This window comes from Priestia sp. JNUCC 25 (assembly GCF_053667915.1).
Window position 1 is genome coordinate 261,382 of the sequence record NZ_CM132211.1, and the last position, 24,685, is coordinate 286,066.

The window sequence follows — 24,685 nt, forward strand, 5'->3', positions numbered from 1 at the left end:
AACCTTGTCAAAAAAGTTTTAATCCTTTACTATGGTAGAGTAGTAGTGAAAGAAAGATTTTAAATGAGAGATCGGATCAGGAGGAGTTTACAAAATGACAGCAAAACGCGCACTTATTAGCGTATCTGATAAAGAAGGTATTGTTTCATTTGCACAAGAATTAAAGGACTTAGGAGTAGAAATTATTTCAACTGGCGGTACAAAGCGTACTCTAGAAGAAAACGGTATTGACGTTATCGGAATTTCTGAAGTAACTGATTTCCCAGAAATTTTAGACGGCCGTTTAAAAACATTGCATCCTAACGTTCACGGTGCTTTATTAGCGTTACGCGATAATGAAGAGCATCAAGCACAAATGAAAGAGCATAATATCTCGCCAATCGACTTTGTAGTTGTAAACTTATATCCATTTAAAAAGACAATTGAAAAAGAGGATGTAACGCTTGCTGAAGCGATTGAGAATATTGACATCGGTGGACCTACAATGCTTCGTTCAGCTGCGAAAAACTATCGTTCTGTCTCAGTTGTAGTAGATCCAAGCGATTACGCAACCGTAGTAGAAGAGTTAAAAGCTGATGGCAATGTTTCATTTGAAACCAATCAACGATTAGCAGCAAAAGTATTCCGTCATACGGCAGCTTATGATGCATTAATCGCTGAATACTTAACAAACATTACAGGTGAAACAACTCCTGAGAAATTAACAGTAACGTATGAGCGTGTTCAAGGCTTACGATACGGAGAAAATCCTCACCAACAAGCTTCTTTCTATAAAAAGCCGTTAACACAAAAAGGTTCTATTGCAACAGCTACGCAGCTGCATGGAAAAGAGTTATCATACAATAATATCAACGATGCAAATGCAGCTCTTCAAATCGTAAAAGAATTCAAAGAGCCGGCTATCGTAGCGATCAAACATATGAATCCTTGCGGTGTAGGTGTGGGTGAAACAATTGCTCAAGCTTATCAAAAAGCATACGAAGCGGATCCTACATCTATCTTTGGCGGTATCGTAGCAGCTAACCGTCCTATCGACCGTGAAACGGCTATTCAGTTAAAAGAAATTTTCTTAGAAATCATCATTGCTCCTGCGTTCGATCAAGAAGCATTAGATGTATTAACAGCTAAGAAAAACCTTCGTTTACTAACGATAGAGCTTGATGAAAAAGCAGAAAAAGAAGCTTTCTTAACATCTGTAAAAGGCGGCGTGCTTGTTCAGGATGAAGATGTGTTCGGATTTGATGATGCAACGATTACTGTTCCAACGAAACGCGAGCCAACAGAAAAAGAGTGGGCAGATTTAAAATTAGCATGGAAAGTTGTTAAAAATGTTAAGTCTAATGCTATTGTACTTGCAAAAGATGACATGACAATCGGCGTAGGGGCTGGTCAAATGAATCGCGTAGGCGCTGCAAAAATTGCGATTGAACAAGCTGGTGAAAAAGCACAAGGTTCAGCTTTAGGTTCAGATGCGTTCTTCCCAATGGGGGATACAGTAGAAGCAGCAGCTAAAGCAGGAATCACAGCTATTATTCAGCCAGGCGGATCAATTCGTGATGAAGAGTCAATTGCAAAAGCAGATGAATACGGCATTGCAATGGTATTTACAGGCGTAAGACATTTTAAACATTAATGAGGTGAAGAACGTGAATGTTTTAGTTATTGGAAAAGGCGGAAGAGAGCATACAATTGCATGGAAAGCTTCAAAAAGTCCACTTGTTAACGAAGTGTTTGTAGCACCAGGAAATCCGGGCATGAGAGATGTGGCAACGATTGTACCAATCGATGAAAGCAGCCAAGAAGAGCTTGTGCTATTTGCAAAAGAAAACAAGATTGAATTAACAATTGTTGGACCAGAAAATCCGTTAATTGAAGGCATTGTTGATCGATTTGAACAAGAAGGTCTTCCAGTCTTTGGACCGCGCAAACAAGCAGCGATGATTGAAGGAAGCAAAAGCTTTGCAAAAGAGCTCATGAAAAAGTATGATATTCCAACCGCAGCGTATGAAACATTTACGTCTTACGAGGAAGCAAAAGCATATGTGGAAAAGCAAGGCGCTCCAATTGTTATTAAAGCAGACGGCTTAGCGGCTGGTAAAGGTGTAACTGTTGCTTTAACAGTGGAAGAAGCTGTAGATACATTACGTGATTTTCTAGTTGACCAAAAATTTAAAGAAGCAAGTGCAAAAGTAGTTGTAGAAGAATTTTTGGATGGTGAAGAATTTTCATTAATGGCATTTGTACGTGGTACAAATGTATATCCAATGGTAATTGCACAAGATCATAAGCGTGCTTTTGACGGCGATCAAGGTCCGAATACAGGAGGCATGGGAGCTTACTCTCCTGTTCCGCAAATCAGTGATGCAGAAGTACAAGAGGCTGTAGAAAACATCTTACTTCCAATGGCTAAAGGATTAGCTGAAGAAGGCTGTGAGTATACAGGAATTCTATATGCTGGTCTAATTCAAACACAAAAAGGACCAAAAGTTATTGAATTTAATGCGCGTTTTGGAGATCCTGAAACACAGGTTGTACTGCCGCGTATGAAAAGCGATTTAGTCGATGTGCTTCTTCGCATTTTGAAAGAAGAAAAAGTAGAAATTGAATGGGATGATGAAGCGGCTATCGGAATCGTATTAGCAGCAGCAGGCTACCCAGAAGATTATCAAAAGGGTGCGCCAATTAACGGATTGGATGCGATTAGTGAAGACGCGCTTGTTTTCCACGCTGGTACAGCTTTAGAAAACGACACATACGTTTCAAACGGCGGCCGTGTTCTATTAGTAGGTGCTAAAGGAGCAACTCTTCAAGAAGCGCAGCAAGAAGTATACAAACAAATGGCTCATATCGATTTAGAAAAAGGCTTTTTCTACCGCAAAGACATCGGCCATCGTGCATTAACAAAAGCAGCTTTAAAATAAAAAAGGAGAGCTTAGGCTCTCCTTTTTACCTTACGAAGGATTATACGTTTCTTCATTTCCATTTGGATGGTGTTCATGTTCATCGTGTTTTTGACATGAATCATAAGCGTACGTAAGGGGGCAAAAACGTGTGATACCTTCTGCCACTTTTAAAGCTCCCATTAATCCTAGGAAGATGTATGAATCTTTGTACGGTCTGCGAGATAAACGAGATGTTGTCCAAGAAAGAAGGGTAAAGCCCAGTGTAAGTCGAATTAATGCGTTAACAATGCCGATATTTGGTTTCATGTTTTATCACCTTTATTCATAAAATTAATAACAGTTTCTGAATGCGTTTACATCAAGGATGTGTTACGATAAAAATACATAGTAAATTAGGGGGAATTTAGCATGCCGGAACAAAGATACCGCTGGAAAAGCAAACATATTAGACAGCAGCTCTTAGTATTAAACGGTCAAAAAGCACCAACTATTGTCTTAAAAGATGCAACATATTTGAACGCTCGAATGAAGCAGTGGAAAAAAGCACATATTTGGGTTTACCAAGATCGTATTGTATACGTTGGCTCACAGATGCCTAAGCACACAGACGCTTCTACAGAGATTATAGACTGCAGTGAGAAATATGTGGTTCCTGGGTATATTGAGCCGCATGTTCACCCGTTTCAGTTATATAATCCCCAGACTTTTTCCCAATATGCAGCCAAGCACGGAACAACGACTTTATTTAATGATAATTTAATTCTCGCTTTACAGCTTGAACAAAAAACGGCATTTTCATTGATTGAAGAAATGAAAACGTTACCACAATCGCTGTACTGGTGGTGCAGATTTGATTCGCAGACGGAAATTGATGAAGAGGCTGACATCTTCTCACATACGAACATTACTTCTTGGCTACAAAATGAAGCTGTCTTACAAGGAGGCGAACTGACAAGTTGGCCGAAGCTTTTAGACGGGGATGATTTAATGCTTCACTGGGTTCAAGAGACAAAAAGGATGAGAAAGCATATTGAAGGACATTTCCCGGGGGCATCAGCATTTACCTTGGCAAAAATGAAATTACTAGGGGCAGACAGCGATCATGAGTCTATGACAGGGGAAGATGTTGTTGCTCGGTTAACGCAAGGCTATGACGTTGCTTTGCGCCACTCTTCAATTCGGCCAGATTTGCCAAAATTGCTACAGGAGTTAAAAGAGCTGCAGGTAGATTATTTTGACCATATTACGATGAATACAGACGGTTCTCCGCCTTCTTTTTACCAAAATGGCGTGTCAGATATGTTAATTACATTAGCTATTTCAGAAGGGGTTCCCGTGTTAGATGCTTATAATATGGTGTCTGTAAATATTGCTCGCTATTATAACATGGAACATTTGCACGGGCATGTAGCAACAGGCTGTGTGGCTAATATTAATATTTTAGAAGATCCTATGCGGCCTACTCCGGTCTCTGTACTAGCAAAAGGAAAGTGGATGAAAAAAGAAGGCAAAGAACAAGCATTAGCCTCAGTAGAATTTCCTTGGGGAAAGTTTGGTTTTTCACCGCTAGAGTTGGACTTTGATTTAACGATGGACGATTTTCAATTTTCCATGCCAGTAGGCGTAAAAATGAAAAATGCTGTTATTATGGAGCCGTATTCAATTCACTTGAATGTGAGCGGAGATGTATTAGCCTCTGATCATGATGAAAGTTTTTTAGTGCTGGTGGACCGAGAAGGCAAGTGGCGGATCAATACGCTGTTAAAAGGATTTGCGACAAATGTATCGGGACTGGCGAGTTCATTTTCAAATACAGGTGATTTTATTTTAATTGGAAAATCGAAAAAAGATATGATGTGTGCATTTAAACGTATGAAAGAAATTGGAGGCGGTATTGTCATTACCGAAGATGAGAAAGTAGTATACGAACTGGATCTTCCGTTAAAAGGAGTCATGTCGAATCTGCCGATGGAGGAGTTAAGTAAACGAGAGGTAGAACTCAAGAAAGTGCTGGGGGAGCGAGGATACAAACACGATGATCCTGTCTATTCACTGCTGTTCTTTTCGTCTACACATTTGCCTTATATTCGTATCACGCCAGTAGGAATTTATGATGTTATGAATAAAAAAGTACTTTTTCCGTCTATAATGCGTTAAAATATAAAAGTATCAAAGGAATTTGAAATTTGTATGAAATTGGCTGTCTTCATACAGAATGAATGTATGTGCAAATAAATATAGAAACTGTATTTTATAGATAGAAACAACCAGTAAAGAAAGCCAATGATAAAGGAGTTCGATACGATGCAAATCAACAAACTACGAGGAAAAGAATTAGATCAGCTATTTCAAGCGATTTTATCATTAGAAAACATTGAAGAATGCTATCAATTTTTTGATGACCTATGTACAGTTAATGAAATTCAATCATTAGCACAGCGCTTAGAAGTGGCAAGAATGCTAAGAGAAGGCAACACGTACCATAAAATTGAGACGGAAACTGGAGCAAGCACAGCAACTATTTCCCGTGTTAAACGCTGCTTGAATTATGGAAGCGATGCGTATCAAATGGTGTTAGAACGCCTTCAAGAAGATTCAAATCAAAAGTAAAGCGTATGGCTGAAGCAGCCATACGCTTATTTTTTAATTAAAATTGAGTTGCTTCTTCAATGATATTTTTAAGGTCGCTAATTGCAACACGTTTTTGTTCCATTGTGTCGCGGTTACGGATTGTTACTTGATTGTCTTCTAATGAATCGAAGTCGAATGTAATACAGAACGGTGTACCGATTTCATCATGGCGACGGTAACGTTTCCCGATTGAACCAGCATCATCATAGTCAATCATAAAGTATTTTGCTAAATCTTCAAAGACAGCGCGAGCTTCGTTAGAAAGCTTTTTAGAAAGTGGCAATACAGCAGCTTTAAATGGTGCTAAAGCAGGGTGAAGCTGCATAACTGTACGAGAAGAGCCATCTTCTAACGTTTCTTCTTCATATGCATCAATCATATAAGCTAATGTTACACGGTCAGCGCCTAAAGAAGGCTCGATGCAGTAAGGTACATAGCGTTCGTTTGTTTCTTGATCAACATATTGGAAGTCTTCTCCAGAGTGTTCCATATGCTGCTTTAAGTCATAGTCTGTACGAGAAGCTACGCCCCATAGTTCGCCCCAGCCGAATGGGAACTTGTATTCAAAGTCCGTTGTTGCATTACTGTAGTGAGAAAGTTCATCATCATCATGGTCGCGAAGACGAACGTTTTCTTCTTTCATACCAAGAGAAAGAAGCCATTTGTTACATGTTTCTTTCCAGTAGTTAAACCACTCTAATTCAGTGCCTGGTTTACAGAAGAATTCAAGTTCCATTTGTTCAAATTCACGCGTACGGAATGTGAAGTTACCAGGTGTAATTTCGTTACGGAAGCTTTTACCCACTTGGCCGATACCGAACGGAAGCTTTTTACGCATTGAGCGCTGAACGTTTTTAAAGTTTACGAAAATACCTTGAGCTGTTTCAGGACGAAGGTAAATTTCATTTGTTGATGTTTCAGTTACACCTTGGTGCGTTTTGAACATTAAGTTAAATTGACGAATTTCAGTGAAGTTAGCTGAACCACACTCAGGACATGTAATTTCATGTTCTTTAATTAAGTCAGCCATTGCATCAAATGAAAGGCCGTCTACGATCATTTCAATGCCTTTTTCTTGAAGTTTTTCTTCAATTAATTTATCGGCACGATGACGAGCTTTACAATCCTTACAGTCGATCATTGGGTCATTAAAGTTTCCTAAGTGACCAGAAGCTTCCCATGTTTTTGGGTTCATCAAAATCGCAGCGTCTAAACCAACGTTGTATGGAGATTCTTGAATGAATTTTTTCCACCATGCTTTTTTAATATTGTTTTTTAATTCTACGCCAAGCGGGCCGTAATCCCATGTATTTGCAAGACCGCCGTAAATTTCAGATCCTTGAAATACAAAGCCGCGGTGTTTAGCGTGAGATACGATTTGATCCATTGTTTTTGACATTCTAATTCCTCCTGTAAATGGTAGTGATTCAAGCGAAACAAAAAGAGCGGGTACAAAAAAACTCTCGTCCCTGGGCATATCAACAATATGCCCAGGGACGAGAGTTTTTCCCGCGGTTCCACCCTGGTTGATACAAAATGTATCCACCTTCGTCTGTATATACTCCAGATTGCCTTTTCCTTAAACCATTCTCTAGGCTCCCACCGTCCCTAGTTCGCTTTGTGAAGAGGATTTAAGTACTATTGATCCTTCAGCGTATATCATATGAATTTTAGTAGCTATATATTAGCATATCCTATGCAGAGAAACAATAACCTTGTGCAAAATGGGCTTTTTTTGTGATGTTTTCTTCCGGAATTTGAGGATAAAACCATATCTTTTATACATATTTTTTGAAAACAAAAAACGTAATGAAAAGTTCGGTTTTCCTTTCATTTCACCCTCTTAGTTTTGTTATAATGAACAAATGGACGAGCGCGAACTTTTAAGTGTAAAGAAATGGAGGAACATATATGTATGATATTAAAGAGTGGAGACATGTCTTTAAATTAGATCCTAATAAAGAGATTTCAGATGCAGATTTAGAAAAAATTTGCGAATCCGGCACGGATGCGGTTCTTGTCGGAGGATCTGACGGAGTGACTCTAGACAATGTACTGCAGCTGTTAATGCGGATTCGCCGCTATACGGTGCCGTGTGCGCTTGAAGTATCAACAATTGACTCTGTAACACCTGGGTTTGATTCTTATTTTATTCCGACCGTTTTAAACAGCAAGGATCCAAAGTGGATTGTTGATTTACATCACGGGGCGATGAAGGAATACGGAGAAATCATGGACTGGGATGAAATTTTTGTAGAAGGATACTGCGTACTTAACCCCGAAGCAAAAGTAGCTGCGCTAACGGAAGCGAAAACAGATTTGAACACAGAAGACGTTGTAGCGTATGCTCGTATGGCTGAACGCATGTTTCATTTGCCCGTTTTCTATCTAGAATACAGCGGAACGTATGGAGATCCTGAATTAGTGGCAGAAGTTAAAAATTCGCTAAATGAGACGAAGTTATTTTACGGCGGAGGTATTGAGACAAAAGAGCAAGCGAGTGAGATGGGAGAGCTAGCCGATACGGTTATTGTAGGAAATGTTATTTATACAAATTTAGCGGAAGCGTTAAAAACTGTAAAAGCAGTAAAAAAGAATATTGCACAGTGAAAAATAAATAAAGTAGAATAGAGAATATATGTTCGATATAGGCGGTGAAAACGTGAATTTTTTAAGTGAAAAATTATTAACAGGATTAAACCCTCAGCAGCAAGAGGCAGTTAAAACAACAGACGGACCACTATTACTTATGGCCGGTGCAGGAAGTGGAAAAACACGTGTATTAACGCATCGAATTGCGTTTTTAATGGCAGAAAAAGAAGTTGCACCTTGGAATATTTTAGCCATTACTTTTACAAACAAAGCAGCTCGTGAGATGAGAGAGCGTGTGGCAAGTATCGTTGGCGGAGTAGCGGAAGATATCTGGATTTCAACGTTCCACTCGATGTGCGTACGTATTTTACGAAGAGATATTGATCGTATTGGCTTTAATCGCAACTTTACGATTTTAGATTCAACGGATCAGCTGTCCGTTATTAAAAATATTTTAAAAGATCAAAACATCGACCCTAAAAAATTCGATCCGCGCTCGCTATTAGGAAGCATTAGTTCAGCTAAAAATGAGCTGAAAGTAGCGGAAGAATTTGATAAAACAGCAGCGGGACCATATGAAGAAGTTGTAAGCAAAGTCTACAAAGAGTATGAAAAGCGCTTAAAGAAAAACCAAGCGCTCGATTTTGATGATTTAATTATGACAACGATTCAGTTATTTAAACGAGTTCCTGAAGTGTTAACGTACTATCAGCGCAAGTTTCAATATATTCATGTGGACGAGTATCAAGATACAAACCATGCGCAATATATGCTTGTTCGTTTGCTAGCTGCACGATTTGAAAATGTATGCGTAGTAGGGGATTCAGATCAGTCTATTTACCGCTGGCGCGGGGCTGATATTACAAATATCTTGTCATTTGAAAAAGATTACCCAAAAGCCAAAACCATTTTGCTTGAACAAAATTATCGTTCAACGAAAACGATTTTGGCTGCGGCAAACGGCGTCATTGCAAACAATATGAATCGTAAAGTGAAAAACTTATGGACGGAAAACGATGAAGGCCAGAAGATTTATCATTACCAAGCAATGAGTGAGCATGATGAGGCACAGTTTGTAGCACGTAAAATTAAAGAAGCAGTAGACAGCGGAAAGCGTAAATACAGTGATTTTGCCATTTTGTATCGTACAAATGCACAGTCTCGTGTGATGGAGGAAGTGCTGTTAAAATCCAATATTAATTATACAATTGTCGGCGGCATTAAGTTCTACGACCGCAAAGAGATTAAAGATTTGCTTGCGTACTTGCGCTTAATTGCCAACCAAGATGATGACATTAGCTTAGCTCGTATTGTGAACGTTCCAAAGCGCGGAGTTGGAGCTACTTCAGTCGATAAAGTAGCCAATTACGGAAACGTTCATGACATTTCTATTTTCAAAGCGCTTGATGAAGTAGAATTGATGGGGTTAACGGGCAAAGCAACAAAGGCACTTCGTGACTTCCAATCAATGATTTCAAACTTAGCTCAAATGCAAGACTATATGTCTGTAACAGAGCTTGTGGAACAAGTATTAGAAAGAACAGGATACCGTGAAGCGCTTAAAGTAGAAAAAACAATTGAAGCACAAAGTCGCTTAGAGAATATTGATGAGTTTTTATCTGTTACAAAAACGTTTGAAGAAGCAAGCGAAGATAAAAGCCTAGTAGCATTTTTAACCGATTTAGCACTTGTTGCTGATATCGATAAGCTTGATGATGAGGAAGAAGAAGAGAACGAACAAGTGATTCTGATGACGCTTCACTCAGCAAAAGGTCTAGAGTTCCCGGTTGTTTTCCTAATGGGTATGGAAGAAGGCGTATTCCCTCATAGCCGATCATTATTCGAAGATAATGAAATGGAAGAAGAACGACGCCTAGCCTACGTAGGGATTACACGTGCTGAACAAGAATTGTATTTATTAAATGCTCAAATGCGCACACTATTTGGTAAAACAAACGTTAATCCAAAGTCGCGCTTCATTGGGGAAATCCCAAGCGAGCTTGTGGAATCTTTAAATGAAGCAATGCGCAAACCTGCTGCTGGTCGTTCAGGGGCTTCAGCTTCGCCGTTTGCAGCGCGCCGACAAGCGGCCGTGGCAAAAACGAAGCTTGTGTCAACAGGCAGTGAATCAATTGGATGGAGCGTTGGAGATAAGGCCGAGCATAAAAAATGGGGAATTGGTACAGTTGTAAGTGTAAAAGGAGAAGGAGATTCAAAAGAATTAGACATTGCTTTTCCTAGTCCTACAGGTGTAAAAAGACTGCTTGCTAAATTTGCCCCGGTTACGAAAGTGTAATCGTGAAAAGGAGCTAGAATATGGAGTTTGAGACAGCAAAATCACGCGTTCAAGAATTACGTGACTTATTAAATCAATATGGCTATGAATATTATGTGTTAGATCAGCCATCTGTTCCAGATGCAGAATACGATAAGTTAATGAATGAGTTAATTGAGATAGAAGAATCATTTCCAGAATTAAAAACAGCTGACTCACCTACTCAGCGCATCGGCGGCCAAGTGCTCGATGCGTTTGAGAAGGTTCAGCATCAAACGTCTATGCTAAGTTTAGGAAATGCATTTAATGAAGAAGACCTTCGGGATTTTGATCGCCGAGTGCGCCAAGCCGTTGGAGATGAGTTTTCTTATGTATGCGAACTTAAAATTGACGGCCTAGCTGTATCTCTTCGCTATGAAGATGGATACTTAGTACTGGGGGCTACGCGCGGAGACGGTACGACGGGTGAAAATATTACTGAAAACTTAAAAACAATTCGCTCTATTCCACTGGGAATTAAAGAACCGTTATCAATGGAAGTTCGCGGAGAAGCATTTATGCCGAGAAAATCATTCGAAGCACTTAATGAAGCAAAAATGGAAAGGGATGAAGTTCCGTTTGCTAACCCGCGTAACGCAGCTGCAGGCTCACTGCGTCAGCTAGATCCTAAAATTGCGGCAAAACGTAATTTAGATATCTTTGTATATGCCATGACTGATACAGGAGAATTAGAAATCGACTCTCACAGCGAAAGTTTGAATTTGCTCGATGAGCTTGGTTTTAAAACAAATAGAGAAAGACAGACGTGTGAAACCATTGATGATGTGATTGCTTACATCGAAAGCTGGCAAACGCAACGTCCAGAACTATCTTATGATATTGATGGCATTGTTGTAAAAGTAGATTCATTTGATCAGCAGGCTGAGCTTGGAACAACGGCCAAAAGTCCACGCTGGGCTATTGCTTATAAGTTTCCTGCTGAAGAAGTTGTAACCAAGCTTGTAAATATTGAGCTGACGGTAGGCCGGACAGGGGTCATTACGCCAACAGCTATTTTGGAGCCGGTTCAAGTAGCAGGTACGACGGTACAGCGTGCGTCTCTTCACAATGAAGATTTGATTCGTGAAAAAGACATTCGCATCGGAGATTATGTCGTAGTGAAAAAAGCAGGAGATATTATTCCTGAAGTAGTGAATGTGATTGAGGAGAAGCGAACGGGAGAAGAGCAAGAGTTTACGATGCCTACTCACTGCCCGGAATGTGAAAGTGAACTGGTGCGTTTAGAAGGAGAAGTTGCGCTTCGCTGCATTAATCCAAGCTGTCCTGCTCAAATTCGTGAAGGACTTATTCATTTCGTGTCCCGCAATGCGATGAACATTGATGGACTTGGTGAAAAAGTTATATCGCAATTATTTCGCGAACAGTTAATTAAAGATGTAGCGGATATTTATACGCTGACAAAACAGCAGTTAATCGAGCTTGAGCGCATGGGTGAGAAATCTGCTGATAATTTGATTGCGGCCATCGAAGCATCGAAAAAAAATTCGCTTGAGCGTTTGCTTTTTGGCTTGGGCATTCGCCATGTCGGAGCAAAAGCTGCAAAGACGTTAGCTCAGCACTTTGAAACCATAGACAAGTTAACAAAAGCAACGTATGATGAATTAGTGGCAATTAATGAAATTGGTGCCAAAATGGCTGATGCTATTGTCGCTTACTTTACACAAGAAGAGGTTCAAGAACTTATACATGAATTAAAAGAGTATGGAGTAAACCTTACATACAAAGGACCCAAGCTTGTAAGTGTAGAAAATGTAGATTCTGTTTTTGCTGGTAAAACCGTTGTATTAACAGGTAAGCTTGAACAGCTATCTCGCAATGAGGCAAAAGCACAAATTGAAGCACTTGGCGGTAAAGTCACAGGAAGCGTAAGTAAAAAGACAGACCTTGTTGTGGCAGGGGAAGAGGCTGGTTCCAAACTGACAAAAGCTAACGAGCTTGAAATTGAAGTATGGGATGAGGCAAGGCTACTTACGGAATTAAATAAATAAGAGGTGTGTGTAGTTGAAAAAGATATTGTTACTTTCTCTTGCGGTCATGCTTGTAACTTCAGCGTGTGCACCGAATCTTTCGGACGATAAAGAGACTGTTCAACAAACCAACAACAAGAAAGAAAAAGCAGTTATTCCGAAGTATAGTATTTCAGATGATTATTACCGAACAATTCTTCCATTTAAAGCGGGAGTGGCAAGAGGCTTAGTAGCAGCAAACTTAAACAACCGCTTGGATGCGCAAGAATTTGAAACAGGTTTAATGCGCTTATCGACAGATAGCTATTCTCCAAAAAAATATGTGTATCAAGAAGGCCAGTACCTTGATAAAGATACTATTCGCTCATGGTTAAGCCGTAAGCTGAGCGATAAACAGTTTAAAGATCTTCAAAGCAAAACAAAAGATGCTACGGCGAAAAAGAAACTTAAGAATAATGGATTAAACCCAATTGATACAGAAAAAGGCGATTTGAAAACTCGTAACGAAACAAGTCCAATGTACTTAGCGAACATTACTGAGCAAGATTACCTTATCCAAGACGGAGACGACAAGGTAAAACTTGGAGGCGTCACAATTGGCCTGGCGATGAATTCTGTTCATTATTATACAGAAGAAAATGGTTATGCTCGTGAAAAACAACTAACTGATAAAAATATTGAAGAGCAAGGCAAAAAGATGGCCGATGAAATTGTGCAGCGGATGCGTAATATCAAGGGCTTAGAAAACGTTCCAATTCGAGTAGCGTTATTTAAACAAAGTGCTAAGGCTTCTTTAACACCAGGTAACTTTATGGCTGTCGGAAATGCAGGTTCAAATGATACGGCCGTTGGCAGCTGGGATGATTTAGACGAGAAATATTATTTATTCCCATCATCAGATGCAACAAAAGATCACCGAGATGATGCGATGAAATTTGATGAGTTCAAAGCGCAAATCGAAGACTACTTCCCGAACTTTACAAGCGTAGTAGGGAAAGGGTATTACAAAGATGGACAGCTTCAAAAAATGACAATTGATATTCCCGTCCAATTTTACGGAAAAGGTGAAATTGTAGGATTTACTCAGTACGTTGCTGGTTTAATGCTTGATCATTTCCCTTCATATATGGAAACGAGTATCTCTATTAACTCAGTAAGCGGACCTGAAGCTCTCATTGTTAGAAAAGCAGATGAGGACAAGCCGTTCGTTCATATTTACGAAGAGTAAGCAAAAAAGACACTGCTCAAGCAGTGTCTTTTTCTAATTCTATGAAATTGCCTCCTATGAAGGAATGGCGTGAGAATTTTGTCTTGTAAACTTAGCACGATAATAAGCAGCAAATGCAAATGCATCTTGTTCAGTTGTCCGCTCTTCATACGGGCGCTTTTTATCCAGCTCAAATTCTTTCTGATAATAAGGGATGTGATCTTGAATATAGTGGCGCAGCTCGTGAAAGATCGTTTCAATAAGCGGAAGATAGTCATCAAATTTAAAAATAAATATAATGCCGACTTCTCGCCAGTAAACGCCTGATGCAAACTGCAGGTATTCTGCTTCTTCTTCTCCAAGAGCAGAGACAATTTTATTGGCTTCGCATGAATCACAAAAAATTATAGGAATATGAAAGGCTTTATTTAAACAAGCAAAAACATCTTTTTGCAAGGTGGACAAATCCCACTTGAATTCTTCATCTAATACAAACCATCTTCCGCTTTGCTGATACACAGGGCGCTGGTGGATGACTGACTGTATAAGTATTTTATTCAATTTTTATAGCACCTCTTTTACGGTAAAGTAGTTATTCGTTTTCTTTACTTTCCCAAAGACTAGTGAAATTAAAACATGGTGGTATGTTCATCTGAAGCATGTTTCTCTTTCTATCTATCTTTTCTAAAAAGAAGGTTATTTTATACCTATGCAAGAGAGAAATATTTTATGACGAAGGAAAAGTATGGAATGTTGTTTGAATGAAATGGATTTGGTATAAAATAGAAGTGATAAATGTAAGCCCTGTCTTGCCTGGCGGGGTTTTTAATATTTTAGGAACTAGTCTCAGAAATGTTGCCTGTTGCTAGTGAAGTTTGGTATTATCAGTATATTGTAGTGGGACGAATATTCGGAGGTGAAGGAACATGTCAAGAATTTCTGTTGATCAAGTAAAACACGTTGCAAACTTAGCGAGACTTGCGGTGACGGATGACGAAGCAGAACTATTTACAAAACAATTAGATGCTATTATTACATATGCAGAACAATTAGATGAGTTAGATACTACAAATGTAAAACCAACTTCTCACGTATTGGATATGAAAAACGTAATGCGTGAAGATAAGCCAGCTAAAGGTTTACCAATTGAAGACGTAGTAAAAAATGCGCCAGACCACAAGGATGGCTACATTCGAGTACCAACTATTTTAGAATAAGGAAGGAGGCTTTACGATGTCTTTATTCGATCGTAAACTTTCAGAACTACATAGCCTTTTACACAAGAAAGAAGTACGTGTACAAGATTTAGTAGACGAATCATATAAACGTATTAATGAAGTAGATGATAAAGTAGGTGCGTTCTTAGCGCTTAATGAAGACAATGCTCGTGCTTATGCAAAAGAGCTAGATGAAGCACTACAAACAAAAGATGAATTTGGCCTATTATTTGGTATGCCAATCGGTGTAAAAGATAATATTGTCACAAAAGATTTACGTACAACTTGTTCTAGTAAAATTCTAGCAAACTTTGATCCGATTTATGATGCAACAGTTGTTCAAAAATTGCAGGCAGCTGAAGCGGTAACCATCGGTAAATTAAATATGGATGAATTCGCAATGGGTTCTTCAACTGAAAACTCAGGTCTTCAGTTAACGCGCAACCCATGGAATTTAGATTACGTACCAGGTGGATCTAGCGGTGGTTCAGCTGCAGCTGTAGCAGCAGGCGAAGTTCCGTTTTCTTTAGGTTCTGATACAGGTGGCTCAATTCGTCAGCCAGCTGCTTATTGCGGTGTTGTCGGATTAAAACCAACGTATGGTCGCGTATCTCGTTACGGATTAGTGGCATTTGCATCTTCTTTAGATCAAATCGGACCAATCACAAACTCTGTTGAAGATAATGCATACTTACTTCAAGCAATTTCAGGCGTAGACCCAATGGATTCTACTTCTGCTAATGTTGATGTGCCGGATTATGTATCTGCTTTAACAGGTGACGTAAAAGGTCTTAAAATTGCTGTTCCAAAAGAATACTTAGGCGAAGGTGTGGGCGAAGAAGCTCGCCAGTCTGTTTTAGATGCACTAAAAGTGTTAGAAGGACTAGGCGCAACTTGGGAAGAAGTATCGCTTCCACACTCTAAATACGCATTAGCTACGTATTATCTATTATCTTCTTCTGAAGCGTCTGCTAACTTATCTCGTTTTGACGGCGTTCGCTACGGATATCGTACAGATAATGCTGAGAACTTAATCGAAATGTACAAGCAGTCTCGAAGCGAAGGCTTTGGAAACGAAGTAAAACGCCGTATCATGCTTGGAACATTTGCGTTAAGCTCTGGTTATTATGATGCTTACTACAAAAAAGCACAGCAAGTACGTACGTTAATTAAGCAAGACTTTGAGTCTGTATTTGAAAACTATGACGTTATCATTGGACCGACTACACCAACTCCATCATTCAAAATTGGTGAGAAAACAGACGATCCATTAACAATGTATGCAAACGATATTTTAACAATCCCAGTAAACCTTGCTGGAGTACCTGGTATTTCTGTGCCTTGCGGCTTATCAAATGGATTGCCATTAGGGTTACAAATTATCGGTAAGCATTTCGACGAAAGCACAATCTATCGTGTTGCTCATGCATTCGAACAAGCAACTGAGCATCATAAAGCGAAACCAGCACTGTAAGGGGTGAGATAAAGATGAACTTTGAAACGATTATTGGTCTTGAAGTACACGTTGAGCTTAAGACAAAATCTAAAATTTTCTCAGCAAGTCCAAACGCATTTGGTGCGGCTCCAAATGCTAACACAAGTGTAATTGACTTAGGTTATCCTGGAGTATTACCTGTGTTAAACAAAGAAGCAGTTGATTTTGCAATGAAAGCAGCGCTTGCGCTAAACTGTGAAATCGCAACAGATACAAAGTTTGACCGTAAAAACTATTTCTATCCGGATAACCCAAAAGCTTATCAAATCTCTCAATTTGATAAACCAATTGGCGAGAACGGTTGGATTGAAGTAGAAGTTAAAGGTGAAACGAAGCGTATTCGTATCAACCGACTTCATTTAGAAGAAGATGCTGGTAAGTTAACGCATACAGGCGATGGCTATTCACTAGTAGACTTCAACCGTCAAGGTACACCTCTAATTGAGATTGTATCAGAAGCAGATATGCGTTCTCCTGAAGAAGCATATGCTTATTTAGAAAAATTAAAATCAATTATTCAATATACAGGCGTATCTGATTGTAAAATGGAAGAAGGTTCACTTCGCTGTGATGCCAATATTTCTTTACGTCCAGTTGGACAAGAAGAGTTCGGTACAAAAGCTGAGTTAAAGAACTTAAACTCATTTAACTATGTGCGCCGTGGTCTTGAACACGAAGAAATTCGTCAAGAAAAAGTGTTATTGTCTGGTGGCTTAATCGAGCAAGAAACACGCCGTTTTGACGAGTCTACGGGCGAAACAATTCTAATGCGTGTAAAAGAAGGATCTGACGACTACCGCTACTTCCCAGAGCCTGACTTATTAGAATTACACATCGACGAAGAGTGGAAAGAACGTGTTCGTGCTTCGATTCCTGAACTTCCAGATGCTCGTAAAAAGCGCTATGTAGAAGAGCTTGGCTTACCTGCTTATGATGCAATGGTATTAACGCTAACAAAAGAAATGTCTGATTTCTTTGAAGCAACGCTTGCTGCGGGCGGAGACGCGAAGCTATCTTCTAACTGGTTAATGGGTGAAGTTTCTGCTTACTTAAACTCAAACCAAAAAGAACTTTCAGATGTAGCCTTAACACCTGAAGGTCTAGCTGGTATGATTCAATTAATTCAAGAAGGTACAATTTCGTCTAAAATTGCGAAAAAAGTATTCAAAGAATTAATTGAAAATGGCGGAGATGCAAAGAAAATTGTAAAAGAAAAAGGTCTTGTACAAATTTCTGATGATGCAACTTTACGTAAATTCGTAACAGATGCATTAGATGCAAACCCTCAATCTATTGAAGATTTCAAAAACGGTAAGGATCGTGCAATTGGCTTCTTAGTTGGTCAAATTATGAAAGCTTCAAAAGGCCAAGCGAACCCACCGATGGTTAATAAAATTCTTTTAGAAGAAATTAATAAACGCTAAATTTGATAACTAAATGTGAGGTGGATATCCATCTCACATTTATTATGAGTAAGGGCGATCGCGCTGAAGGTATGAATAAAAACCGAAACGTGAATATTGTATATCAAGGTTAATTTCTTTATAATATGTTTGTTCATGCCCCCTCTTGTTGATGATGTAATGTGAGGGGGCATTCTTTCACTGATAAAAGTAGGCAAAGATTTGTGACAAATTATCATTATTAGGATGATGAATATGAAAAGAGCGAGAATTATTTATAACCCGACATCGGGCCGTGAAATTTTTAAGAAAAACTTACCGGAAGTCTTGCAAAAGCTAGAGCAAGCAGGCTACGAAACATCTTGTCATGCTACAACTTGTGCTGGTGATGCAACAGAAGCTGCTAAAGTAGCGGTAGAACGTCGTTTTGACGTTGTAATTGCAGCCGGTGGAGACGGTACCATCAATGAAGTCGTAAACGGTATTGCCGGACAAGACTATCGCCCGCAGCTAGGTATTATTCCTGTTGGAACAACCAATGACTTTGCTCGTGCCATTAATGTGCCGCGCACGATTGAAGGCGCTATTGATGTCATTGTAGAAGGCGTAACAAAGCCAATTGACTTGGGCTGTGTAACAAACGACGGAGAAACGCATTACTTTGTAAATATCGCCGGAGGCGGCCGTTTAACTGAATTAACATATGAAGTGCCAAGCAAGTTAAAAACAATGCTTGGACAGCTAGCTTACTATTTAAAAGGCATGGAAATGCTTCCTTCTATTAAACCAACATCTGTTGAAATTGAGTATGACGGAAAATTCTTTGGCGGCGAGATTATGTTCTTCCTCGTTTCCTTAACGAACTCAGTCGGCGGCTTTGAAAAGCTGGCACCAGATTCTTCTTTAGATGACGGTATGTTTGATTTGATTATTTTAAAGAAAGCAAATTTAGCTGAATTTATTCGAATTGCGACACTTGCGCTGCGAGGAGAACATATCAATGATCCTCATATTATTTATACAAAAGCGAACCGTGTTAAAATTCATACGAATGATAAAATGCAGCTAAACCTAGATGGCGAGTACGGAGGGTTATTGCCTGGAGAATTTGTAAACTTATATCGCCATGTAGAAATCTTTGTTCCAAAAGCAACAGCTGAATTGATGGAAAAAAATGAGATCGCCTAATTGCGATCTTTTTTCATGCTTTTCTTTGTTTGGCTTTCGCTCTTATGGTACAATCAGTTCAGCATTTTCAAATGACTAAAAGGATGTAACGATAAATGGAAAAATTAAAACCACCTGTAGAAAAAAATGAATATATAGATGTTGCGTTTGAAGATTTAACGCATGACGGAGCGGGTGTAGCGAAAGTGAACGGATTTCCTGTTTTCGTTCAAAATGCGCTGCCCGGCGAAAGCGGCCAAGTAAAAGTCATTAAAGTAAAAAAAGGCTATGCGTTTGGCAAGCTTATCAAACACCATACAATTAGTGAACAGCGTGTTGAAGCACCTTGTCCGGTCTACAAGCAGTGCGGAGGCTGTCAGCTGCAGCATGTAAGCTATGAAGGACAGCTGCAATTTAAACAAAAGCAAGTAAAAGACGTCATGGCGCGAATTGGTCATTTACCTGACGTTCCGGTACATTCGACGCTAGGAATGAACGATCCTTGGCGCTATCGAAACAAAGCTCAAGTGCCCGTAGCAGAACGAGAAGGCGGTTTGGTCGCTGGGTTTTATCAGCAGCGAAGCCACGACATCATTAACATGGATGCCTGTTTGATTCAGCAGCAGGCAAATGATGATGTTGTTCAAGCAGTCAAATCAATCTGTGAAAAGCATGGCGTTTCTGCTTATCAAGAACAAAAACATAAAGGCTCGCTTCGTCATATCATGGCACGTTACGGGCTTGTAACGGGTGAAATCATGGTTGTAATTGTGACTCGTACAGCTGAGCTGCCAAACAAAAAGCGTATTATAGAAGACATTATCGAAGCCGTGCCGAACGTAAAATCAATTGTTCAAAACGTAAACAGCAAGCGTACAAACGTCATTTTAGGGAACCAAACGAACGTACTTTGGGGAGAAGAATATATTTACGACTATATCGGCGACGTTAAATTTGCCATTTCAGCAAAATCATTTTACCAAGTAAACCCTGAGCAAACGAAAGTGCTTTATGACAAAGCGCTTGAGTATGCAGATTTAACAGGAGAAGAAACGGTAATTGACGCCTACTGTGGAATCGGAACAATCTCGTTATTTCTCGCTCAAAAAGCGAAAAAAGTATATGGCGTTGAAATCGTGCCTGAAGCGATTGAAGATGCAAAGCGAAACGCTGAGCTAAACGGTATTCACAACGCTGAATTTGAAGTAGGCGAAGCAGAAGTCGTCATTCCAAACTGGTACAAACAAGGCATCAAAGCGGACGTCATCGTCGTAGATCCGCCGCGAAAAGGATGCGACGAAGCTCTTTTGAATACCATCATTGACATGAAGCCGAAAAAAGTTGTCTATGTGTCATGCGGACCAGCAACTCTTGCGCGTGATTTAGCTATTTTAGAAAAAGGCGGATATGAGACGGTTGAAGTTCAGCCTGTTGATATGTTTCCGCATACGACACATGTGGAGAATGTGGCGGTCTTAAAATTAAAATAACTCTTCATCAAAGCTGCTATCTTAGTAAAGATAGCAGCTTTTTATTTTGAATAAGCAAGAAAAAGACAAAGTTAGAGTGCTCATACCAAAAGCAGATAAAACTCGATATAAAAGCGCTAATTGCCGTTATGTCCGTTTTATTTTGCCGTTTGTCCACCCCACCAACACAACAAATTTCTGAATATACTTTTTTTAAGGTTTTCAATATTTTAGGAATTATAATAAAGAAGCAATAAATGAAAACATTATATTTGTGGTAAGAGGTGAAGGGACATCATGTATAGAGCAATTGCTATTATAGCAGGTTCTGTGTTAATTGGATTTGCATACAATTGGTTTTTAATCCCCCATAAAGTGTTAAGCAGCGGCATTAGCGGTATTGCTATGATTATAGGAATTTTAACGCCTGCAAGCACGGGAACAATGAATTTTTTGTTGAATTTACCCCTTTTAATTATTGGTTTTATGAAGTTAGGAAAGCGGTTTGTTTTACATACCCTGCTGTCCGTTGTGGCTTTATCAATTGCTTTATACGTGATTCCCTTGAGAGCTGTTAGTACAGATCCTATTCTGTCAGCTGTTTTTGGAGGAGTTTTAACTGGAATTGGCGTAGGGTTTGTTTTTCGTCAGTCAGCTTCGACAGGTGGATTTGATATTATTGCGATGCTTCTTACGCATAAAAAAGAATTCCCGCTTGGCGCTATATTATCAGCGATGAATGCCGTGGTTGTGTTTGTTTCAGGTTTTTTTGTGAATTGGGACGCGGCTTTATATACGATGCTTTCGATTTTCGTCACAGGAAAAGTAGTGGATGCAATTCATACTCGCCATATTAAGCTCACGTTAACCATTATTACGAGAAAAGGTGAAGAAATGAAGCAGCAGCTTCTTACGAATTTGGTGCGCGGCGTGACGTTAATGAACGGTGAAGGAGCTTATTCAAGAGAAGACCGTAAAATATTAATGACGGTGATTTCACGCTATGAGCTTGCAAACCTCAAGCAGTTAATTCAATCGGTGGATCCTGAAGCTTTCGTAAATATTACGGAAACGGTAGAAGTAATGGGGCTGTTTCGACGGGATGCCTATTAATATATTTGTTATTTCAGCGCCCATTTATGATAAATAGCCATTTTTATAGTATAAAAGTTATAAAAAAAGCCTTAAGAGTAGTTCTTGAGGCTTTTTTTGCGTAAAATATGAGTAAGAAAATATCGTGTATGAAAAGTATAAAAAAGGGAATTTGATAGAGTACATAAAATATTGACATCAAAAAGGAGAGACTATATGACGGTAGAATATCAGTTAACGAAAAAGAAATATTACGAAACGTTTATGCAAGAAAATGAAAATCAGCCGCCTGTAAAGGTCCTTGGACAAGCTTATTACGAAGAGCAGCAAAAAGAGTGGTACGACTTATCGCTCGTTCGCTTAGCCCAGGGAGAAGTTTACTTCCATAATCAAGATTTTGAGTCCGCGATTTTTAAGTGGGAGAATGTAAATGGTGAATTTAAGCTGTGGGCGAAGAAAAATACAGCCGACGCGCATTATGAGTTGGGATTGTCTACGCTAGCTGAAGAGCTTTACCTATCCATCGAAACGGATTCAAAAGTATTAAAAGCTGAAATAGCGCTAAAGCTGTTTTCGCTTTATACGGACCATAACAATATTGAACGAGCTTATGAAGTCATTAACGAGCTGGTTGCTTCTCAGCCGGATTATCCAAACGTCACGGCGATTGCACGCAGATTTTATGAAGAGCAAGAAGACTTTAACAGCGCAGTGGAGCTTGCGGTAGATGAGTGTATTCGGACAGAATCGTTAAATTGGTTTGCGGTATTAAAGACTTACGTAGATAAAGGATATACAGCAAACTTTATCCCTAACTATTTTTATCAAGTGATGATTGCATTTTACAAAGTGGATCAAGTGTATTTCAAACAGCTTGTCTCAGCTTTATGGAAACAATATAAGAGCCAGCCTCCTTATCTTGCTTGGATTAAAACTATCAATGATATTTTCTTGAATATTGAAGTGGGCCTCTATGATTATTGGCAAGAGATTTCAACTCTTTATCAAGAGACGTATACCGACTTAATGGAAAGTGATCATTCTGTAAAGGAATTGCATGAAGTCATTCCGAACGTATTAACAAACTGGCTTAAAATTACCAATAAGTCACGTGCGTTATTTCCGTCTGCAGCCGTACTTTCATGGAATGAAAAGTTTCCGTCAACTATTGATACCATTACAATCGAAAATGCAGGCAGATTAATTTTTGAGGCGCGTAACGACATTGATGGTCTTGAATATCACTACAAGCTTTGCCATGGCATTATTAAATGGGCTAATGAAAATGGTTTAGAAGTGGGGCACACCTTTAAATGGTGGGTAGATTTTTTATTAGATGCTCATACGACACACTTATTAATTACAGGAACAAATGCTGCAACGTCTTCATTTGTGGGATCGATTACAGAAGAAAAGGTACCGCAAAATCACGAAACAACCTTTGTGTTCATTCATGATGAGGAAGAATCTATCCAGCAAATCGCTGATCAAGAAATCATTCCGATGGAAACGATTGACGGAGCGGAGCAATCTCCTCACCAGGCGCTTGTAGAAGTGAAAAAACCTTTTGCGTTCCTTGATAAGCATAATTGTTCATGCATTATTACGCCAAGCTTTACAGAACAAGAGGCACGTGAGCAGGATGCATTTAAATATGCTCCTTTAGCAGATGGTTTACTGTTTGTGCTTGATGCAAAAGAATCGCTGCTTGATGAAGAAAAAGAATTATTGCTGGAGATAAAAGAGCATGCGCCAAATACGCCAGTTCATTTTGTCATCAACAATATGGACAGTCTTTATAATCAAGCAACGATTGAGCGAATTACAAAAGAATTTGAAGCAAGCATTGGAGCTGATTTCCCGCAGGCACATGTATTAGCCTATACGCCTCACTACGTATCGAGTCAGCACCACGGAGACTTGGCTCAGTTTATTAAAGCTAATTTCTATTACGATCCAAACGACGTTGGAGTAGAAGAGCGTGCGCGCAGACTGCTGTTCTTCATTCAAAGCATGCTAAAGAGCTTAGTGGAGAAGAGAAATCAAACAGAAAATCATTTGATTGAAAGCATTAAATGGAACGAAGATATGCTTGTGCGATTAAATGGCTTCTTGCATCGAGTAGATGACTTAGAACAAGAAAAAGCGAGTAGTATTGTTTCGGCTTATCACGGAATCAAAGAGGATATTAGCAAAAAGCTAAAAAATAAAATCCCTCGTTTACTCAAAAAGTCTTCAGAATTAGTGAAGGAAGACAGTGATTTTAGTACGGTTCATATTGAGCTAAATAAACAAATGAATATGCGCGTGGAAGAGCACTTGCAGCAAGATGTCCTGCCCAAGTTCCGCATTTCTTTAAAGGACTGGATTGCTACATCAAATGAAGAGCTGATTGCGAGTCAAGTAGACATTGAAGAAGTAGCAGAGTCATTAAATAAGATGTACAATGAGCAAAAATTAACGTTAGCCTGCGATTTTAAAGTGCTGGACGACTGGCGCCGCGACGTTAATCGTATGGCTAATCGGGTTCAGCTGGATGAAGAAAATATTTTACTTCGCGTTAATCCAACGCAGCTCTTGTTAAAAGGAGCAGGAAAACTGTTTTCTTCCATTCTTCAAAACCAAACGCTGCTTTATAATCAATATAAAAAGTACATTGAAAGTCAAGACTATCAAGATATCACAGAATCAATGCTGGCAAAGTTTTTTATGCAATTTAATTTATTTGAGAAAAATTTAGAAGTTGATATTGAACTATTCTTTGAAAGGCCAAAAGAGGTTTTAAAAGAAACGATTGAAGAAACACAGGCGCATATTAATGAAAATCAAGACGTGTTAAGTCATATGAAAGCCAATCCTGAAGCTTACCATGATCCTTTAACATTATTCCAGCTTCGCTTGCGTCAGTATGAGTTAATGGTTAAAGCTACAGAAGAGGTACACTACAACGTATAAAAGGTGGAGCAGGATGTATTTAACGATAAAAGAAGCAGCAGAGTATCTATCTTTTCCTGAAGAATATGTGCAGAAATTGATTCAAGAAGGAAAAGTACGAGCTATATTTGATGGTGAAAACTACTTATTAAATAAAGAGCAGTTTAACACCCATTTAGAGCAAATGGAAAAGTACAAAAAACAAATTGAAGAATACCTAAATGAGCCTATCCCTGAAGATATGGATGTAAAAGATGAAGATTGAAGGCAGAA

The 24,685-nt window shown here is 39.1% G+C and carries 19 protein-coding genes; 16 read left to right on the plus strand and 3 right to left on the minus strand.

What is annotated here, in order from left to right:
- Nucleotides 1-94 precede the first annotated feature (94 nt).
- Nucleotides 95-1,633 (plus strand): bifunctional phosphoribosylaminoimidazolecarboxamide formyltransferase/IMP cyclohydrolase, encoded by a 1,539-nt coding sequence (gene purH / locus JNUCC25_RS01470; protein WP_013081443.1) that lies wholly within the window; start codon nucleotides 95-97, stop codon nucleotides 1,631-1,633.
- Nucleotides 1,634-1,646: 13 nt separating this feature from the next.
- On the plus strand, nucleotides 1,647-2,921 hold the full coding sequence (gene purD, locus JNUCC25_RS01475; protein WP_016762772.1) for a phosphoribosylamine--glycine ligase: 1,275 nt from the start codon (nucleotides 1,647-1,649) through the stop codon (nucleotides 2,919-2,921).
- Nucleotides 2,922-2,951: 30 nt separating this feature from the next.
- On the opposite strand, the gene JNUCC25_RS01480 is transcribed toward purD, so the two are convergent.
- The gene (locus JNUCC25_RS01480) at nucleotides 2,952-3,209 is read right to left on the minus strand and encodes a YgaP family membrane protein (protein WP_016762773.1); all 258 of its coding nucleotides are present in this window, start codon (nucleotides 3,207-3,209) and stop codon (nucleotides 2,952-2,954) included.
- 102 nt (nucleotides 3,210-3,311) lie between these two features.
- On the opposite strand from JNUCC25_RS01480, the gene JNUCC25_RS01485 reads away from it, so the two are divergent.
- On the plus strand, nucleotides 3,312-5,060 hold the full coding sequence (locus tag JNUCC25_RS01485) for an adenine deaminase C-terminal domain-containing protein (RefSeq protein WP_029325693.1): 1,749 nt from the start codon (nucleotides 3,312-3,314) through the stop codon (nucleotides 5,058-5,060).
- Nucleotides 5,061-5,207: 147 nt separating this feature from the next.
- On the plus strand, nucleotides 5,208-5,513 hold the full coding sequence (locus JNUCC25_RS01490) for a YerC/YecD family TrpR-related protein (RefSeq protein WP_013055048.1): 306 nt from the start codon (nucleotides 5,208-5,210) through the stop codon (nucleotides 5,511-5,513).
- A 37-nt stretch (nucleotides 5,514-5,550) separates the two neighbouring features.
- Here JNUCC25_RS01490 and JNUCC25_RS01495 read toward each other — a convergent pair whose 3' ends face one another.
- Complete coding sequence (locus JNUCC25_RS01495) at nucleotides 5,551-6,933, minus strand: glycine--tRNA ligase (protein ID WP_013055049.1); 1,383 nt, start codon at nucleotides 6,931-6,933, stop codon at nucleotides 5,551-5,553.
- A gap of 512 nt (nucleotides 6,934-7,445) precedes the next feature.
- On the opposite strand from JNUCC25_RS01495, the gene JNUCC25_RS01500 reads away from it, so the two are divergent.
- From JNUCC25_RS01500 to JNUCC25_RS01515, 4 genes are read left to right on the plus strand one after another with little or no spacing between them, the layout of a single operon-like run.
- Nucleotides 7,446-8,144 carry a heptaprenylglyceryl phosphate synthase gene (locus JNUCC25_RS01500; RefSeq protein WP_029324664.1) on the plus strand — a complete coding sequence of 233 codons (699 nt, stop codon included), beginning with the start codon at nucleotides 7,446-7,448 and terminating at the stop codon, nucleotides 8,142-8,144.
- Between the two features lie 52 nt (nucleotides 8,145-8,196).
- Entirely contained in the window at nucleotides 8,197-10,422 is a 2,226-nt protein-coding gene (gene pcrA, locus JNUCC25_RS01505) for a DNA helicase PcrA (protein WP_013055051.1), read from the plus strand.
- Between the two features lie 20 nt (nucleotides 10,423-10,442).
- Nucleotides 10,443-12,449 (plus strand): NAD-dependent DNA ligase LigA, encoded by a 2,007-nt coding sequence (gene ligA / locus JNUCC25_RS01510; protein WP_454222681.1) that lies wholly within the window; start codon nucleotides 10,443-10,445, stop codon nucleotides 12,447-12,449.
- Nucleotides 12,450-12,462: 13 nt separating this feature from the next.
- Nucleotides 12,463-13,656 carry a CamS family sex pheromone protein gene (locus tag JNUCC25_RS01515; RefSeq protein ID WP_013055053.1) on the plus strand — a complete coding sequence of 398 codons (1,194 nt, stop codon included), beginning with the start codon at nucleotides 12,463-12,465 and terminating at the stop codon, nucleotides 13,654-13,656.
- A 54-nt stretch (nucleotides 13,657-13,710) separates the two neighbouring features.
- Here the strand turns inward: JNUCC25_RS01515 and JNUCC25_RS01520 are convergent, their stop codons facing one another.
- Nucleotides 13,711-14,196, minus strand: a complete 486-nt coding sequence (locus JNUCC25_RS01520) for a DUF3920 family protein (protein WP_029324660.1) — start codon at nucleotides 14,194-14,196, stop codon at nucleotides 13,711-13,713.
- 365 nt (nucleotides 14,197-14,561) lie between these two features.
- On the opposite strand from JNUCC25_RS01520, the gene gatC reads away from it, so the two are divergent.
- The 8 genes from gatC to JNUCC25_RS01560 all read left to right on the plus strand — a co-directional run bounded on the left by gatC (nucleotide 14,562) and on the right by JNUCC25_RS01560 (nucleotide 24,677).
- Nucleotides 14,562-14,852 carry an Asp-tRNA(Asn)/Glu-tRNA(Gln) amidotransferase subunit GatC gene (gene gatC, locus JNUCC25_RS01525; protein WP_013055055.1) on the plus strand — a complete coding sequence of 97 codons (291 nt, stop codon included), beginning with the start codon at nucleotides 14,562-14,564 and terminating at the stop codon, nucleotides 14,850-14,852.
- A 16-nt stretch (nucleotides 14,853-14,868) separates the two neighbouring features.
- A complete protein-coding gene (gene gatA, locus JNUCC25_RS01530) occupies nucleotides 14,869-16,326 on the plus strand; it encodes an Asp-tRNA(Asn)/Glu-tRNA(Gln) amidotransferase subunit GatA (protein WP_013055056.1) in 1,458 nt (485 codons plus the stop codon).
- 14 nt (nucleotides 16,327-16,340) lie between these two features.
- Nucleotides 16,341-17,771: an Asp-tRNA(Asn)/Glu-tRNA(Gln) amidotransferase subunit GatB gene (gene gatB / locus JNUCC25_RS01535; protein ID WP_013055057.1), complete on the plus strand. Its 1,431-nt coding sequence runs from the start codon at nucleotides 16,341-16,343 to the stop codon at nucleotides 17,769-17,771.
- A gap of 234 nt (nucleotides 17,772-18,005) precedes the next feature.
- Nucleotides 18,006-18,938 carry a diacylglycerol kinase gene (locus tag JNUCC25_RS01540; RefSeq protein ID WP_016762783.1) on the plus strand — a complete coding sequence of 311 codons (933 nt, stop codon included), beginning with the start codon at nucleotides 18,006-18,008 and terminating at the stop codon, nucleotides 18,936-18,938.
- Between the two features lie 95 nt (nucleotides 18,939-19,033).
- Complete coding sequence (rlmD, locus tag JNUCC25_RS01545) at nucleotides 19,034-20,407, plus strand: 23S rRNA (uracil(1939)-C(5))-methyltransferase RlmD (RefSeq protein WP_029324650.1); 1,374 nt, start codon at nucleotides 19,034-19,036, stop codon at nucleotides 20,405-20,407.
- A gap of 276 nt (nucleotides 20,408-20,683) precedes the next feature.
- Nucleotides 20,684-21,499, plus strand: a complete 816-nt coding sequence (locus tag JNUCC25_RS01550) for a YitT family protein (protein ID WP_013055060.1) — start codon at nucleotides 20,684-20,686, stop codon at nucleotides 21,497-21,499.
- A gap of 195 nt (nucleotides 21,500-21,694) precedes the next feature.
- Complete coding sequence (locus tag JNUCC25_RS01555) at nucleotides 21,695-24,433, plus strand: GTPase domain-containing protein (RefSeq protein WP_454222683.1); 2,739 nt, start codon at nucleotides 21,695-21,697, stop codon at nucleotides 24,431-24,433.
- Nucleotides 24,434-24,446: 13 nt separating this feature from the next.
- Nucleotides 24,447-24,677 carry a helix-turn-helix domain-containing protein gene (locus JNUCC25_RS01560; RefSeq protein ID WP_013055062.1) on the plus strand — a complete coding sequence of 77 codons (231 nt, stop codon included), beginning with the start codon at nucleotides 24,447-24,449 and terminating at the stop codon, nucleotides 24,675-24,677.
- The last annotated feature ends 8 nt before the right edge of the window (nucleotides 24,678-24,685 follow it).